The organism is Mycobacterium interjectum, from assembly GCF_900078675.2.
GTDB lineage: Bacteria > Actinomycetota > Actinomycetes > Mycobacteriales > Mycobacteriaceae > Mycobacterium > Mycobacterium interjectum.
In genome coordinates, this window is sequence record NZ_LT546237.1 from 4888629 (window position 1) to 4902863 (window position 14235).

Sequence of the window (14235 nt, forward strand, 5' to 3'; positions counted from 1 at the left end):
GCCGCAGCCGGCCCCTTCGACCGGCCTCAGCTCAGGTCCCAGACCTGCAGCTCGGTCCCTTCGGACACCTCGACGACGTCTTCGGGGATGTCCAGCAGCCCGTTGGCCGACGCCAGCCACCGCAAGTGGTGCGACGCCGGGGGGCCGTAGCTGGTGACGGTGCCGACCCCGTCGTCGGAGCGGTTCAGGATCGCGCGCCGGAACTGGCGCTTGCCGCGCGGCGAGGTCAGCGATTCGGCGAGCACCGCCGGCCGGTGCGGCCGCTCCGGGTCCGGCAGCCCCATCGCCCGGCGCAGCGCTGGGCGGATGAAGACCTCGAAGGACACCAGCGCGCTGACCGGGTTGCCGGGCAGGGTGACGATCGTCGCGCCGGCCACCCGCCCGATGCCTTGCGGCATGCCGGGCTGCATCGCCACCTTGACGAACTCCACCCCCTGGTCCCCCTCCCGGCCGAACGCGTCCTTGACGACCTCGTAGGCGCCGGCGCTGACGCCGCCGCTGGTGATGATCAGGTCGGCATCGGCGGCGTACCGGTCGAGGATCGAGCTGAACTGCGCGACATCGTCTTCGGCGGTCGCGACGGCGATGACCTCGGCGCCGGCATCGCGGACCGCCCCGGCCAGCATGATCGAGTTGGACTCGTAGATCTGCCCGGGCCGCAGGGTCTCCCCCGGCGACACCAGCTCCGAGCCGGTGGAGATCACCAACACCCGCTGGCGCGGAATCACCGGGAGCTCCGCCATTCCCAGCGCCGCCGCCAGCCCGAGCACCGCCGGAGTCACCACCTGGCCCTTGCGCAGCACCGTGGTGCCGGGGGCGACGTCCTCGCCGGCCCGACGGATGTGTGCGCCGNGTCTTCGGGGATGTCCAGCAGCCCGTTGGCCGACGCCAGCCACCGCAAGTGGTGCGACGCCGGGGGGCCGTAGCTGGTGACGGTGCCGACCCCGTCGTCGGAGCGGTTCAGGATCGCGCGCCGGAACTGGCGCTTGCCGCGCGGCGAGGTCAGCGATTCGGCGAGCACCGCCGGCCGGTGCGGCCGCTCCGGGTCCGGCAGCCCCATCGCCCGGCGCAGCGCTGGGCGGATGAAGACCTCGAAGGACACCAGCGCGCTGACCGGGTTGCCGGGCAGGGTGACGATCGTCGCGCCGGCCACCCGCCCGATGCCTTGCGGCATGCCGGGCTGCATCGCCACCTTGACGAACTCCACCCCCTGGTCCCCCTCCCGGCCGAACGCGTCCTTGACGACCTCGTAGGCGCCGGCGCTGACGCCGCCGCTGGTGATGATCAGGTCGGCATCGGCGGCGTACCGGTCGAGGATCGAGCTGAACTGCGCGACATCGTCTTCGGCGGTCGCGACGGCGATGACCTCGGCGCCGGCATCGCGGACCGCCCCGGCCAGCATGATCGAGTTGGACTCGTAGATCTGCCCGGGCCGCAGGGTCTCCCCCGGCGACACCAGCTCCGAGCCGGTGGAGATCACCAACACCCGCTGGCGCGGAATCACCGGGAGCTCCGCCATTCCCAGCGCCGCCGCCAGCCCGAGCACCGCCGGAGTCACCACCTGGCCCTTGCGCAGCACCGTGGTGCCGGGGGCGACGTCCTCGCCGGCCCGACGGATGTGTGCGCCGGCGGGGCGGGGCTGGTGGATCGCCACCGATTCCACGCCGCCGTCGGTGTCCTCGACCGGCACGACGGCCGTCGTACCGGCCGGCACGGGCGCGCCGGTCATGATCCGGTGCGCGGTCTTTGGTTGCAGCGTCAGCTCGTCGGTGCGCCCGGCCGGGATGTCCTCGGCGACGTCCAACACCACCGGCCGTTCGGGGGTGGCGTCCGCGACGTCCTCGGCGCGCACCGCGTAGCCGTCCATCGCGGAGTTGTCGAAGACCGGCAGCGCCAACCGGGCGACCACATCGTCGGCCAACACCAGCCCCTGGGCCTGGGCCAGCGCGACCGCGACCGACGGACGGGCGCGGATCATCTCCGCTACGACTCGCTGATGCTCTTCGACTGACCGCACCCGGCCATTATCGGCCCTCCCCGATGAGTGCCTCGCCGACGTAAGGTTGAGAACGTGATTACCGGGTTGGCCCACGCCGGGGTGTGCGTCCCCGATTGCGAGGCCGCGGTGGCGTTCTACCGCGACGTATTGGGCCTGCGTGTGCTCTCGCCGCCGTACGTCATGAGCGGTAACGCCATTCGCGCGGACATGGGCGAGCTGGTGTCGGACCCGAGCATGAAGGCGGCCATCGTCGGCTTCGGCGACGACGGCGACCGGGTGCTCGAGGTGATCGAATACCTCAACGTCGACGACAGCGGTGCCGATCGGCGCGCAGGCGCGCGGCTGACCGATCACGGGCTGTCGCACGTCGGGCTGATCTGTGCGGACCTCGACGCCACCCGCGCGGAACTGGAGAGCAAGGGGGTGCGGTTTTTGGTCAGCGGCATCGCGGACGTCGCGCGGGTCCGCACCAGCTGGTTCGTCGACCCGTGGGGCGTGGTGTTCATCCTGGTGGAGAAGAGCCGCCCCGAGCGACCGTACTTCGCGCAATTCGGGGCGTGATGCCCCGAAAAATCACTGTCGGGATCATCGGCGCCGGTGCCGGGGGCATCGCGATGGGCATCCAGCTGGCGCAGGGCGGCTACGACTTCACCATCTTCGACCGCGCGGACGGGTTCGGCGGGACCTGGCGGCACAACACCTTTCCGGGCGCGGCCTGCGACGTGCCGTCGCATCTGTACTCGTATTCCTTTGCGCCCAACCCGCGTTGGAGCAAGACCTACGCGAACCAGCCCGAGATCCTGGCGTACCTGGAAAAGGTCGCCATCGACCACGGGCTGGGGCCGCACCTGCGGCCCCACACCGCGATCGCCACGGCGCGGTGGTCGGACGACCAGCGGCGGTGGACGCTGACGACCGACGACGGCGCCCTGCACGACTTCGATGTCGTGGTGAGCGCCGTCGGCATGCTCGACGTGCCCCACGTTCCGGAGATACGCGGCGGACACCGATTTCGAGGGCGCCAATTCCATTCGGCGCGTTGGGATCACAGCAGGTCGACGGCCGGGGAGCGGGTCGCGTCCATCGGCACGGGCGCCAGCGCCATCCAGTACGTCCCCGCGATCGCGCCGAAAACGGCGCACCTCACGGTGTTTCAGCGGACCCCGATCTGGATCGCCCCGCGCTTCGACTTCCCGTTCACCGCCGAGCAGCACGACGAGTTCGAACGCCACCCCGAGACGGCGCGCAAGCTGCGCGACGAGGCCTTCGATGCCTACGAATCCTCGAGCTTCGACGTCGACGCCGCGCAAACGCGCGAGGCCACCGAGCTCGCGCGCAGCTACCTGAGGCGCAAGGTGACCGACCCCGCGCTGCGCGCGAAGCTCACGCCGGACTATCCCGCCGGCTGCAAGCGGCCGTTGATGTCGCGCGAGTGGTATCCCACGTTCGCGCTGCCCAACGTCACCCTGGAGACGACCGCGATCGCCGAGCTGACCGAGCGCGGGGTGCGCACCGTCGACGGCGTCGAACACCGCGTCGACACCGTCATCTACGGCACCGGGTTCACCGCGGCCGACTACCTGGCGAGCATCGACGTGTACGGGACCGGTGGCCGCCACCTACGCGACGAGTGGAGCGGTGGCGCCGAAGCCTACCTCGGCACGCTGATCGCCGGGTATCCGAACTTCTTCACGCTTTACGGCCCAAACACCAACGGCGTCAACTCGATCCTGTACATCCACGAGGCGCAGACCACGTTCGTCCGCCACATCCTCGATGTGATGGGCGGCCGCGGTGCGCGCACGATCGAGGTCACCTCCGACGCGCAGCGTCGCTACAACGACGAGATTCAGGCCGCCATGGCGGGCAAGGTGTGGCTCGCCTGCGACAACTACTTCCGGCATCCCAGCGGCAAGGTCGTCACGCAGTTGCCCTACAGCGGTCGGACGTTCTACGAACGCACCCGCGAACTGGTCGACGGCGACTACCGCTTCGACCGGTAGCTAGCGGACGGCCGGGGCCGCAGGCGGCGCCGGCGCCTCGCGGGTGCGGCGGCCCGGGCGGGCAACCCGCGGCTCAGGCCGGGGCGACTCGGTCGTTTGACCCGCTCGGCGGTCCTGACCGGGGCGCTGAACGCCGTCTCGACCTTCATCCGCAGCCATGCCGCGGCGCGCTTCGACCTCACCTGCACGGCCAAACCCTACGTCGCGCCCGCGCCGAGTATCGGTGCGCAGCACCGAAAGTTCGCTCACCGTTAACCGACTACTGCACCCAGTAGTTGTCGTGGCGGATGAACCACTCCCGGCGTTCGTCGTCGGTCATGTCGGCCAGCTCCCCGAAGCCCTCGAAGTAGGCCTCCCGCGGCGCCCCGGGGGCGAACAGCATCAGGACCGACGCCGGTTCGTCGGCCTCGTTGCGGAAGCCGTGCACGCCGCCGGGCGGCACGTAGAGGAAATCGCCGGGGTGCCCGTCGACCCACTCGTTGCCCTCGTAGAGCTTCATCGTCCCGGACAGGACGAAGAACGCCTCGGACATGGCCCGGTGGAAGTGGGCCGGGGGCCCGCCGCCGGCGGGGCCGATGTCGACCCGGTACAGGCCGTAGTCGCCGTCGGTGGCCCGCTCGTTGGCCAGGTAGTGGTACTTGGTCCCGAAGGTCTCGTAGTCGGCCGGCTCGTCGACGCGCTTGAGCCACGCGCTGACCTCCGGCTCGTCCCTGGTGTAGCGGGGCGGTGGATACGGCGGCACGGCGAGAGACATGCCTTTAGTGTTACCCCGTCAGTCGACGGGATAGACCACCCCGGTGAGCTCCTCGGAGACCGCCCACAGCCGGCGCTGCATGGCGACGTCGTGCGATTTCGCGCTGGACGCAACGAGTTTCGGGTGGCCGCGTTGCTCGCCGAACCCGTCGGGGCCGTAGTACTGGCCGCCGAGCACGCCGGGGTCGGTCGCCGCGCGCAGCGTCGGCAGGGCGCCCATGTCCGCGCCCTGGAACAACGGCTCCAACACGGCCGCCACGGGCGTGAGCAGCGCGGGCAGGTTGCGGGTCAGCTCGGTCCGGGACCCGCCGGGGTGCGCGGCCGCGGCGATCGTGGTCCCGTGTGGCGCGAGTCGGCGCTGCAGCTCGTAGGTGAACAACAGGTTGGCCAGCTTCGACTGCCCGTAGGCGCCCACGCGGCTGTAGCCGCGTTCCCACTGCAGGTCGTCGAAGTGGATGTCGGCGCGGATGCGGTGGCCCATGCTGCTGACGGTCACGACCCGGGAGCCGGCGACCGGCAGCAGCCGGTCCAGCAGCAGCCCGGTGAAGGCGAAGTGGCCGAGGTGGTTGGTGCCGAATTGCAGCTCGAAGCCGTCCTTGGTGGTGGACTTCGGCGTCCACATCACGCCCGCGTTGTTGATCAGCAGGTCGATGCGGTCGTGCGCGGAGCGCAGCTGCTCGGCCGCGGCCCGAATGGAGTCCAGCGACGTCAGGTCCAGCTCCTGCAGCGCGACGTCCGCGTGCGGGCTCGTCGCGCTGATCCGGGCCGCGGCGTCCTTGCCCTTGTCGAGGTTGCGCACCGCCAGCACCACGTGGGCGCCGTGGTCGGCGAGCGCCAGCGCGGTCTCGTAGCCGAGGCCGGTGTTGGCTCCGGTGATGACGGCGACGCGACCGGTCTGGTCGGGGATGTCCGCGGCGGTCCACTTGGCCATGACAGGCTCCTTGAACTAGTAGAGTAAGCGGGGCGAGCGCTCCGGTTGCTGCTACTATACGGAACGCGCGCCCCGCTTTGTCAACTCCTAGGTGGTGAACAGATGGCGCAACCGGCACGCCCGTTGCGCGCCGACGCGGCGCGCAACCGCGCGCGCGTGCTGGAAGTCGCCTACGAGACCTTCGCGGCCGAGGGCCTGGCGGTGCCGATCGACCAGATCGCCCGGCGCGCCGGCGTCGGGGCCGGCACCGTCTACCGGCACTTCCCGACGAAGGAGGCGCTGTTTCAGGCCGTCATCGAAGACCGGATGCGGCACCTCGTCGACGACGGGCATGCGCTGCTCGAATCCGCCGGGCCGGGCGAGGCGCTCTTCAGTTTCCTGCGCTCGATGGTGCTGCAGTGGGGCGCCACGGACCGCGGACTGGTCGACGCGCTGGCCGGGCTCGGGATCGACATCGCCTGCGCCGCGCCCGAGGCCGAGGACGCATTCAAGGCCTTGCTCGGCGAACTGCTGCGGGCCGCGCAGGAAGCGGGCACCGCGCGGCGCGACGTCGATATGCGGGATCTGAAGACGATCCTGGTCGGATGCCAGGCGATGGAGGCCTACGACTCGGCGCTGGCCGAGCGGGTGACCGACGTCGTCATCGACGGTTTACGCGCTGGGCGATAACTGGGGACCGTCCTTGCACTCGGCATGGGCGAGTGCTAAGAATGACGTTGGCACTCGCGACCGGCGAGTGCTAGGTCGGGACGGTGAGACCAGTTTGGTCGTCCGTCGCGGGCACTGCACCCGGCCAGCGTAAGTAATGGGGTTGTCGTCGCCCGGTGGCCCCATTTCATTCCCAATCCGGAGGAATCACTTCGCAATGGCCAAGACAATTGCGTACGACGAAGAGGCCCGTCGCGGCCTCGAGCGGGGCCTGAACGCCCTCGCCGACGCGGTAAAGGTGACGTTGGGTCCCAAGGGCCGCAACGTCGTACTGGAGAAGAAGTGGGGTGCCCCCACGATCACCAACGATGGTGTGTCCATCGCCAAGGAGATCGAACTGGAGGACCCGTACGAGAAGATCGGCGCCGAGCTGGTCAAGGAAGTCGCCAAGAAGACCGACGACGTCGCCGGTGACGGCACGACGACGGCCACGGTGCTGGCCCAGGCCCTGGTCAAGGAGGGCCTGCGCAACGTCGCGGCCGGCGCCAACCCGCTGGCGCTCAAGCGCGGCATCGAAAAGGCCGTCGAGAAGGTCACCGAGACCCTGCTGAAGTCGGCCAAGGATGTCGAGACCAAGGAGCAGATCGCCGCGACCGCCGCGATCTCCGCGGGCGACCAGTCGATCGGCGACCTCATCGCCGAGGCGATGGACAAGGTCGGCAACGAGGGCGTCATCACCGTCGAGGAGTCCAACACCTTCGGCCTGCAGCTCGAGCTCACCGAGGGCATGCGGTTCGACAAGGGCTACATCTCGGGCTACTTCGTCACCGACGCCGAGCGTCAGGAAGCGGTCCTCGAGGACCCCTACATCCTGCTGGTCAGCTCGAAGGTGTCGACGGTCAAGGACCTGTTGCCGCTGCTGGAGAAGGTCATCCAGGCCGGCAAGCCGCTGTTGATCATCGCCGAGGACGTCGAGGGCGAGGCGCTGTCCACCCTGGTCGTCAACAAGATCCGTGGCACGTTCAAGTCGGTGGCTGTCAAGGCCCCCGGCTTCGGCGACCGCCGCAAGGCGATGCTGCAGGACATGGCGATCCTCACCGGCGGCCAGGTGATCAGCGAGGAGGTCGGCCTGTCGCTGGAGAGCGCCGATGTTGCGCTGCTCGGTAAGGCCCGCAAGGTCGTCGTCACCAAGGACGAGACCACCATCGTCGAGGGCGCCGGTGACCCCGACGCCATCGCCGGGCGCGTGGCCCAGATCCGCCAGGAGATCGAGAACAGCGACTCCGACTACGACCGCGAGAAGCTGCAGGAGCGCCTGGCCAAGCTGGCCGGCGGCGTCGCGGTGATCAAGGCCGGGGCGGCCACCGAGGTGGAGCTCAAGGAGCGCAAGCACCGCATCGAGGACGCGGTGCGCAACGCCAAGGCGGCCGTCGAGGAGGGCATCGTCGCCGGTGGCGGCGTGGCCCTGCTGCAAGCGGCTCCGACGCTGGACGAGCTGAAGCTCACCGGCGACGAGGCGACCGGCGCCAACATCGTCAAGGTGGCGCTCGAGGCTCCGCTGAAGCAGATCGCCTTCAACTCCGGGCTGGAGCCCGGAGTTGTCGCCGAGAAGGTCCGCAACTCGCCCGCCGGGACCGGCCTGAACGCCGCCAGCGGCGACTACGAGGACCTGCTGAAGGCCGGCGTTGCCGACCCCGTCAAGGTGACCCGCTCGGCGCTGCAGAACGCGGCGTCCATCGCGGCGCTCTTCCTGACGACCGAGGCCGTCGTCGCCGACAAGCCGGAGAAGGCGGCCGCACCCGCGGGCGACCCGACCGGCGGCATGGGTGGTATGGACTTCTAGGAAGTCAACGAAAAGCCCGGTCCCCTTGGGGGCCGGGCTTTTTCGTGCGCCGAGCGTGAGCTCAGGGCGGGATTTCGGCGATTCTTCCGCCCTGGTTTCACGTTCGGCGCGCAGGGCCGCCTTGTACGTTTAACCGCGTGGCCCTTCCGACGCCCTCACCCACCAGTACCGCCGTCGTGACCGGGGCGTCGTCGGGCATCGGCGCCGACATCGCCCGGGAGCTGGCCGACCGCGGCCACGGCGTCACGCTCGTCGCCCGCCGCGAAGACCGGCTGCGCGGGCTCGCGGACGAGCTCGCGGGCAGCGTGCGGGTCGAGGTGATCGCCTGCGACGTCGCGGACGCGACGGCCCGCGCCGGCCTCCTCGAGGAGGTCGACCGCCGCGGGCTGACCGTCGACATCCTGGTCAACAACGCCGGCGTCGGCACCATCGGGTCGGTGACGAAGACGCGAGTCGGCGAGGAGATCGTCCAGGTGCGGGTCAACGTCGAGGCCGTCATCGACCTCACCACCCGCGCCGTGCAGCAGATGGTGCCACGCGGACGCGGCGCCATCCTCAACCTCGGATCCACCGCGGGCTACCACCCCTTCCCGGGGCAAGCCGGCTACGCCGCCACCAAGGCGTTCGTGAAGACCTACACCGAAGGGGTGCGCGGCGAGCTCGCCGGCACCGGCGTCACCGTCGCGCTGCTGTGCCCGGGCCCGGTGCGCACCGAGTTCCTGAAAAACGCGGGCATGGACGAGCGGACCTTTGCCGACGCGTTCCCGAAGTTCCTGTGGATGCCGTCGCGCGAGGTGGCCCGCATCGGGGTCGACGCGCTCGAGCACGACCGCGGCACGGTGATCGCCGGGCTGCCAAGCCAACTGTCCACGCGGCTGTTCCAGTTCCTGCCGCGACGGGTGCTGCTGCCGCTGCTGAAGAACCAGCATCCGGGCCTGAAAAGGGACCTAGGCAGGGACCGGTCAGCCAGCTGAGGGCCAGCGCCGCATCCAACCTTCCACCGGTAGCGCGAGCGCGTTGCACAGCGTGCAGATCGTGCGGTACCAGCCGACGGCGGTCAGCAGTTCGATCCGCTGCTCGTCATCCAGGTCGCGCCCCAGCGCCGCCCAGGTCGCCTCCGACCACGAGCCGGTGCGTTCCAATTCGTCCACCGCCTCGATCAGCGTCCGCTCGGCCGGGCTCCACCGCGGGTCGTCCGCCCCGCCGGTGACCAGGGCGTCGCACTCGTCGTCGCTGACACCCGCGATCGGACCCCAGAACGCCGCCTGCCCGCCCCACTCGTACTCGCACCGCAGCAGCGCGCAGCTGCGCAGGATCGCGATCGTCCGGGTCCGGGGCGGCAAAAGCGCTACGACGTAAAGGGATTCACCGAGCTTGCGCAGCCGGCTCGCAAGCGCCGGATGGCGTTGCAGGCAACGCACCAGAAGCAGCGGCTCGTAAGTGCGGTCCGGGTGACCCCAGCTGTTGATGCCGGTGGCGTCTTCCTCACTCCACGGCGGAGCGAGTGGTGCGACGCGGCTCACAGCGAGAACACCACGCAGTCATGCAGGCACNGCGGCCGCGATGGCCGCGGCCTGGCTCGATGCCGCCTCGGCCTGGGCCGCGGCCGCGCTCAGCCAGCCTACGTACTGGGTCGCGACGGCCATCATCGCCGCCGCCGACGCGCCCTGCCACGAACCGTTGGCCAGATCGGACGTCACCGAAAAGAACGACGACGCCGACGACGCCAGATCCTCGGCCAACCCGTCCCAGGCTTCGGCCGCAGCAAGCAGCGGCGCCGCACCCGGCCCGGCGAAAATTAGTGCCGAGTTGATTTCAGGCGGCAACCACGCAAAATGCGGGCTCGTCACCGACCCAACTTAACCGGGAAGGACCGCCCTTCGTGGCGTTATCGACCAGGTACGGGCATGGGCTTTCGGCCGCGGACCAACTTGCCTGGACGGGCGTCTGTCGGAACGCCATTTTCAGCAATTATTTCCCCGGAAACGATCGTTGTCACGTATCCTTCGGCGGTCTGATCCAAACGTCGCCCGCCGGCGGGGAGGTCGTGACGGATCACCGGCTTGTGCAGCCGCAGGGCGCCGTGGTCGATGACGTTGAGGTCGGCCTTGTATCCGGCCGCGATGCGGCCGCGGTCGCCCAGCCCGGCCACCCGGGCGGGCACGGAGGTGAGCTCGCGTACGGCCTCGGCCACGGTGAACCTCCCGGACCTTCGATCCCGAGCCCAATGCGCCAGGAAGTACGTCGTGTAGCTGGCGTCGCAGATCATCCCGTAGTGGGCGCCCCCGTCGCCGAGCCCGAGCACCACGTCGTCGCGGTGCAGCAACTTCCCCACGGTGTCCAGCGAGTTGTTCTGCAGGTTGCTGGTCGCGACCAACAGCATGGCGCGGCCCTCGTCGTCGAGCAGCCGGTCGTAAGCCTCCTCCATCGGAGCCACCCCGCGGGCCCGGGCGCGGGCCCCGATGCTGGTCGACGGGTCGGGCTCGTAGTTCGGCTCGTCGCCCAGCGGGTAGATCCAGTCCCACATCTGCGCCACGTACAGGATCGGGTGACCGACGCCGGGCTTGTCGGCCAGGATCCGCGCGCGGACCTCGGGCTTGCGCATCTCGGCCACCCGCTCTGCCAGCGGCAGGTGCGCGATCTCGCGGTAGCTGGGGTACAGCACGAACGGGTTGGCGGTCAGCTGCAGCCCGATGATCAGCCCGATCGGCCGCGGCAGCAGCTGCGCGGTGAATTGTGCACCACCCGCCCCCGCATTTGTATTGGCCTTCTCGATCATCGTGATGGCGTCCTCCCACGTCGGGTCGCCGGAGTTGGCGACGACGAGGGTGAAGGTGACCGGCAGGTCCAAGTCCTCGGCCACATCGAACACCGTTTGCAGGACGGGCTGGTAGCCGCCGGCGGGGATGTCCGGCACGAATTGCAGCAGCCCGCCCCCGGCGTCCACGACACCTTTCGCGATCTCCTCGATCTCCTCGCGGGCGGCGTCGTAACTCGGTATCGGCGAACCGCTTTCGGTCTTGTGGATGGTCAGCCGCGACGACGCGAAGCCCAGCGCGCCGACCTCGATCGCCTCCTTGGCCAGCGCCCTCATCTCGGCGAGGTCCGCGGCGGTGGCCGGCTCGCGGTCGGCGCCACGCTGACCCATCACGTACACCCGCAGCGGCGAGTGCGGCAGGTAGGCCGCCACGTCGATGTCGCGTTTGCCCGCCTCCAGGGCGTCCATGTATTCCGGGAAGGTTTCCCAGGTCCAGGGCAGGCCGTCGGTCATGACGACGCCGGGTATGTCCTCGACACCGGCCATGACGTCGACGAGCACGTCGTGGTCGGATTGGCGGCAGGGGGCGAAGCCGACGCCGCAGTTGCCCACCACCACCGTGGTCACCCCGTGCGCCGACGACGGCGTCAGGCGCTCCGACCAGATCGCCTGGCCGTCGTAGTGGGTGTGCAGGTCGACGAAGCCGGGGGTGACCAGCAGCCCGGTGGCGTCGATCTCCCGCCGGGCGCCGTCGCCGTTCACCGATCCGACGGCTCCCACCTTTTTGATGACGCCGTTCTCTACCGCGACGTCGCCGACGTACGGCTCACCGCCCAGCCCGTCGACGATGGTGCCATTGCGGATGATGAGGTCGTAGGTCATCTAAATAATCTACGACCGCGCCGGTGGGTCGTGCCAGGATCACTTCCGTGATCGACCACATCGGAATCAATTGCGCCGATTATCCGAAATCGCAGCATTTTTACGACAACGTGCTGGGCGTGCTGGGTTTCTCGCGGCAAATGGATTTCGGCCGTGCCATCGGGTACGGCCGCGGCGGCAAACCGTCATTTTGGATCGCCGATGGGTCGGGCATGGGTCCCGCTCGCGAGATGCACCTGGCCTTCGAGGCCGCCGACGAAAGCGCGGTGCGCGCCTTTCACGGAACGGCCGTGCGGCTGGGCGCCGAGTCGTTGCACGAGCCGCGGCTCTGGCCCGAATATCACCCCGGGTACTTCGGGGCCTTCGTCCGCGATCCCGACGGCAACAACGTCGAGGCGGTCTGGCACGGGGGCCCGTAATGTCGGTGACATGGCCAACGCTGACGCTGCAACTCAGGAACTGCTTCGCGACGCGTTCACCCGGTTGATCGAACACGTCGACGAACTCGCCGACGGCCTGACCGACGAGGTGGCCGACTATCGCCCGGCCCCCAGCGCCAACAGCATCGCCTGGCTGATCTGGCACAGCGCGCGGGTGCAGGACATCCAGCTGGCCCACGTGGCCGGTGTGGAGCAGGTGTGGACCCGCGACGGGTGGGTGGACCGGTTCGGCTTGGACCTGCCGCGCAACGACACCGGATACGGGCACGGCCCCGACGAAGTGGCGAAGGTGAAGGCGCCCGCCGAGCTGCTGTCCGGCTACTACCACGCGGTGCACAAGCTGACCCTCGAATACATCGCCAGCGTGACGGCCGACGAGCTGGGCCGCGTCGTCGACACAAATTGGGATCCGCCCGTGACGGCCAGCGCGCGGCTGGTGAGCATCATCGACGATTGCGCGCAGCACCTCGGCCAGGCCGCGTACGTGCGGGGGATTCAGTAGGTTCTAAGGCGTGCGATTCGCGGCAACCGTTGCGTTGTGGCTGGCCACCACGGTTGNGCCGGCGACGGCGTTCGCACCGGCCGCCTGCATGCCGCCGGTGAGGACGCTCGTGTCGGGCGGGGCAGCCATGGCGGCGCCGGCCGGGTTGAGCATCGCCGCGTTCGACAGGCTCGCACTGAGGCCGCCGGTGGTCGCGGCCGAGTTGAGGAGGCTCGAGCTGAGGTTGGCCGCCCCGACGCCGCCCGTCATGTAGTTGCCGGAGTTGAGCGCGGCGGCATCCTGGGCGCCGTGGCCGGCCACGCTGTCCATGAAAATGCCCGTGTTGGCGTTGCCGCTGTTGAAAAAGCCCGCGTTGACCGCTCCCGAGTTCAACAGGCCGGTGTTGGACATGCCCGAGTTACCGATGCCGAAGTTTCCGGTGCCGGAGTTGAAGAAGCCGATGTTATTGCTGCCGGAGTTGAAGAAGCCGACGTTGCCGGTGCCGGAGTTGAAGCCGCCGAACCCGATCTGGTTGCTGCCGGTCAGCCCTATCCCGAAGTCGTTGTTACCGCTGTTACCAAAGCCAAAGTTGTTATTACCGAGGTTTCCCAAGCCGAAGTTGTTGTTCCCCGAATTTCCGGAGCCGACATTTAAGCTGCCGCTGTTTCCAAAACCGACGTTCGAATTGCCCATCGTAAGACTGAGGGAACCGAAACCGATTTTGCCGTTGCTAAAGGTGAAACCAAGCTTTTGCAGGACCTGCTGCCACGGCGCCAATTGCGCGGCGGCCTCCGACGCGTCGGCATGGTAACCGAACATCGCGGCCACGTCGGCCGCCCACATCGCCTCGTAGGCGGCCTCGGTGTCCATGATCGCCGGGACGTTGAACCCGAACCAGTTCGTGGATGCCAACGCCTTGACCAAGGCGCGATTCGCGGCCACCACCGCGGGCTGCACGGTGGCCGCCACCGCGGACTCGAAGGCGGCCGCGATGGCCGCGGCCTGGCTCGATGCCGCCTCGGCCTGGGCCGCGGCCGCGCTCAGCCAGCCTACGTACTGGGTCGCGACGGCCATCATCGCCGCCGCCGACGCGCCCTGCCACGAACCGTTGGCCAGATCGGACGTCACCGAAAAGAACGACGACGCCGACGACGCCAGATCCTCGGCCAACCCGTCCCAGGCTTCGGCCGCAGCAAGCAGCGGCGCCGCACCCGGCCCGGCGAAAATTAGTGCCGAGTTGATTTCAGGCGGCAACCACGCAAAATGCGGGCTCGTCACCGACCCAACTTAACCGGGAAGGACCGCCCTTCGTGGCGTTATCGACCAGGTACGGGCATGGGCTTTCGGCCGCGGACCAACTTGCCTGGACGGGCGTCTGTCGGAACGCCATTTTCAGCAATTATTTCCCCGGAAACGATCGTTGTCACGTATCCTTCGGCGGTCTGATCCAAACGTCGCCCGCCGGCGGGGAGGTCGTGACGGATCACCGGCTTGTGC

Annotated in this window: 13 protein-coding genes and 3 pseudogenes; 7 read left to right on the forward strand and 9 right to left on the reverse strand. The window is 69.1% G+C overall.

All coding sequences use genetic code 11. The features are described 5' to 3' along the window. Nucleotides 1-26 precede the first annotated feature (26 nt). Both BN4348_RS58295 and moeA read right to left on the reverse strand, forming a co-directional pair. Complete coding sequence (locus BN4348_RS58295; protein WP_142308781.1) at nt 27-896, reverse strand: molybdopterin molybdotransferase MoeA; 870 nt, start codon at nt 894-896, stop codon at nt 27-29. Continuing rightward, entirely contained in the window at nt 779-2017 is a 1239-nt protein-coding gene (gene moeA, locus BN4348_RS58300; protein WP_066917654.1) for a molybdopterin molybdotransferase MoeA, read from the reverse strand. Before moeA ends, BN4348_RS58295 begins: the two co-directional genes overlap by 118 nt. 54 nt (nt 2018-2071) lie before the next feature. On the opposite strand from moeA, the gene BN4348_RS58305 reads away from it, so the two are divergent. Together BN4348_RS58305 and BN4348_RS58310 are read left to right on the forward strand one after the other, a co-directional pair. After that, complete coding sequence (locus BN4348_RS58305) at nt 2072-2560, forward strand: VOC family protein (protein ID WP_066917655.1); 489 nt, start codon at nt 2072-2074, stop codon at nt 2558-2560. Continuing rightward, nucleotides 2560-4002: a flavin-containing monooxygenase gene (locus BN4348_RS58310; RefSeq protein ID WP_066917656.1), complete on the forward strand. Its 1443-nt coding sequence runs from the start codon at nt 2560-2562 to the stop codon at nt 4000-4002. The genes BN4348_RS58305 and BN4348_RS58310 overlap by 1 nt, the downstream gene beginning before the upstream one ends. A gap of 259 nt (nt 4003-4261) precedes the next feature. Here the strand turns inward: BN4348_RS58310 and BN4348_RS58315 are convergent, their stop codons facing one another. Then, nucleotides 4262-4756 carry a cupin domain-containing protein gene (locus BN4348_RS58315; RefSeq protein WP_066917657.1) on the reverse strand — a complete coding sequence of 165 codons (495 nt, stop codon included), beginning with the start codon at nt 4754-4756 and terminating at the stop codon, nt 4262-4264. Between the two features lie 18 nt (nt 4757-4774). Further along, on the reverse strand, nt 4775-5686 hold the full coding sequence (locus BN4348_RS58320) for an SDR family NAD(P)-dependent oxidoreductase (protein ID WP_066917658.1): 912 nt from the start codon (nt 5684-5686) through the stop codon (nt 4775-4777). A gap of 102 nt (nt 5687-5788) precedes the next feature. Here BN4348_RS58320 and BN4348_RS58325 point away from each other — a divergent pair, with 102 nt between their 5' ends. From BN4348_RS58325 to BN4348_RS58335, 3 genes are all read left to right on the forward strand, one after another. Continuing rightward, on the forward strand, nt 5789-6355 hold the full coding sequence (locus tag BN4348_RS58325) for a TetR/AcrR family transcriptional regulator (RefSeq protein WP_066917659.1): 567 nt from the start codon (nt 5789-5791) through the stop codon (nt 6353-6355). A gap of 196 nt (nt 6356-6551) precedes the next feature. Next, the gene (groL, locus tag BN4348_RS58330; protein ID WP_066917660.1) at nt 6552-8177 is read left to right on the forward strand and encodes a chaperonin GroEL; all 1626 of its coding nucleotides are present in this window, start codon (nt 6552-6554) and stop codon (nt 8175-8177) included. Between the two features lie 137 nt (nt 8178-8314). Then, nucleotides 8315-9151, forward strand: a complete 837-nt coding sequence (locus BN4348_RS58335; RefSeq protein WP_066917661.1) for an SDR family NAD(P)-dependent oxidoreductase — start codon at nt 8315-8317, stop codon at nt 9149-9151. On the opposite strand, the gene BN4348_RS58340 is transcribed toward BN4348_RS58335, so the two are convergent. The 3 genes and pseudogenes from BN4348_RS58340 to BN4348_RS58350 all read right to left on the reverse strand — a co-directional run bounded on the left by BN4348_RS58340 (nt 9140) and on the right by BN4348_RS58350 (nt 11817). Then, complete coding sequence (locus BN4348_RS58340) at nt 9140-9700, reverse strand: carboxymuconolactone decarboxylase family protein (protein ID WP_066917662.1); 561 nt, start codon at nt 9698-9700, stop codon at nt 9140-9142. The two genes, BN4348_RS58335 and BN4348_RS58340, sit on opposite strands and share 12 nt — an antisense overlap. Before the next feature lie 21 nt (nt 9701-9721). Further along, a pseudogene (locus BN4348_RS58345) lies at nt 9722-10027 on the reverse strand (PPE domain-containing protein); the annotation flags it as partial. Between the two features lie 38 nt (nt 10028-10065). Continuing rightward, nucleotides 10066-11817 carry an N-acyl-D-amino-acid deacylase family protein gene (locus tag BN4348_RS58350; RefSeq protein WP_066917664.1) on the reverse strand — a complete coding sequence of 584 codons (1752 nt, stop codon included), beginning with the start codon at nt 11815-11817 and terminating at the stop codon, nt 10066-10068. A 47-nt stretch (nt 11818-11864) separates the two neighbouring features. Here BN4348_RS58350 and BN4348_RS58355 point away from each other — a divergent pair, with 47 nt between their 5' ends. Continuing rightward, nucleotides 11865-12236 carry a VOC family protein gene (locus tag BN4348_RS58355; protein ID WP_066917665.1) on the forward strand — a complete coding sequence of 124 codons (372 nt, stop codon included), beginning with the start codon at nt 11865-11867 and terminating at the stop codon, nt 12234-12236. A gap of 10 nt (nt 12237-12246) precedes the next feature. Continuing rightward, on the forward strand, nt 12247-12759 hold the full coding sequence (locus tag BN4348_RS58360; RefSeq protein WP_066917666.1) for a mycothiol transferase: 513 nt from the start codon (nt 12247-12249) through the stop codon (nt 12757-12759). Nucleotides 12760-13017: 258 nt separating this feature from the next. On the opposite strand, the pseudogene BN4348_RS58365 reads toward BN4348_RS58360, so the two are convergent. Next, a pseudogene (locus tag BN4348_RS58365) lies at nt 13018-14016 on the reverse strand (PPE family protein); the annotation flags it as partial. 38 nt (nt 14017-14054) lie between these two features. Continuing rightward, nucleotides 14055-14235 (reverse strand): annotated as a pseudogene (locus tag BN4348_RS62055) (D-aminoacylase); the annotation flags it as partial.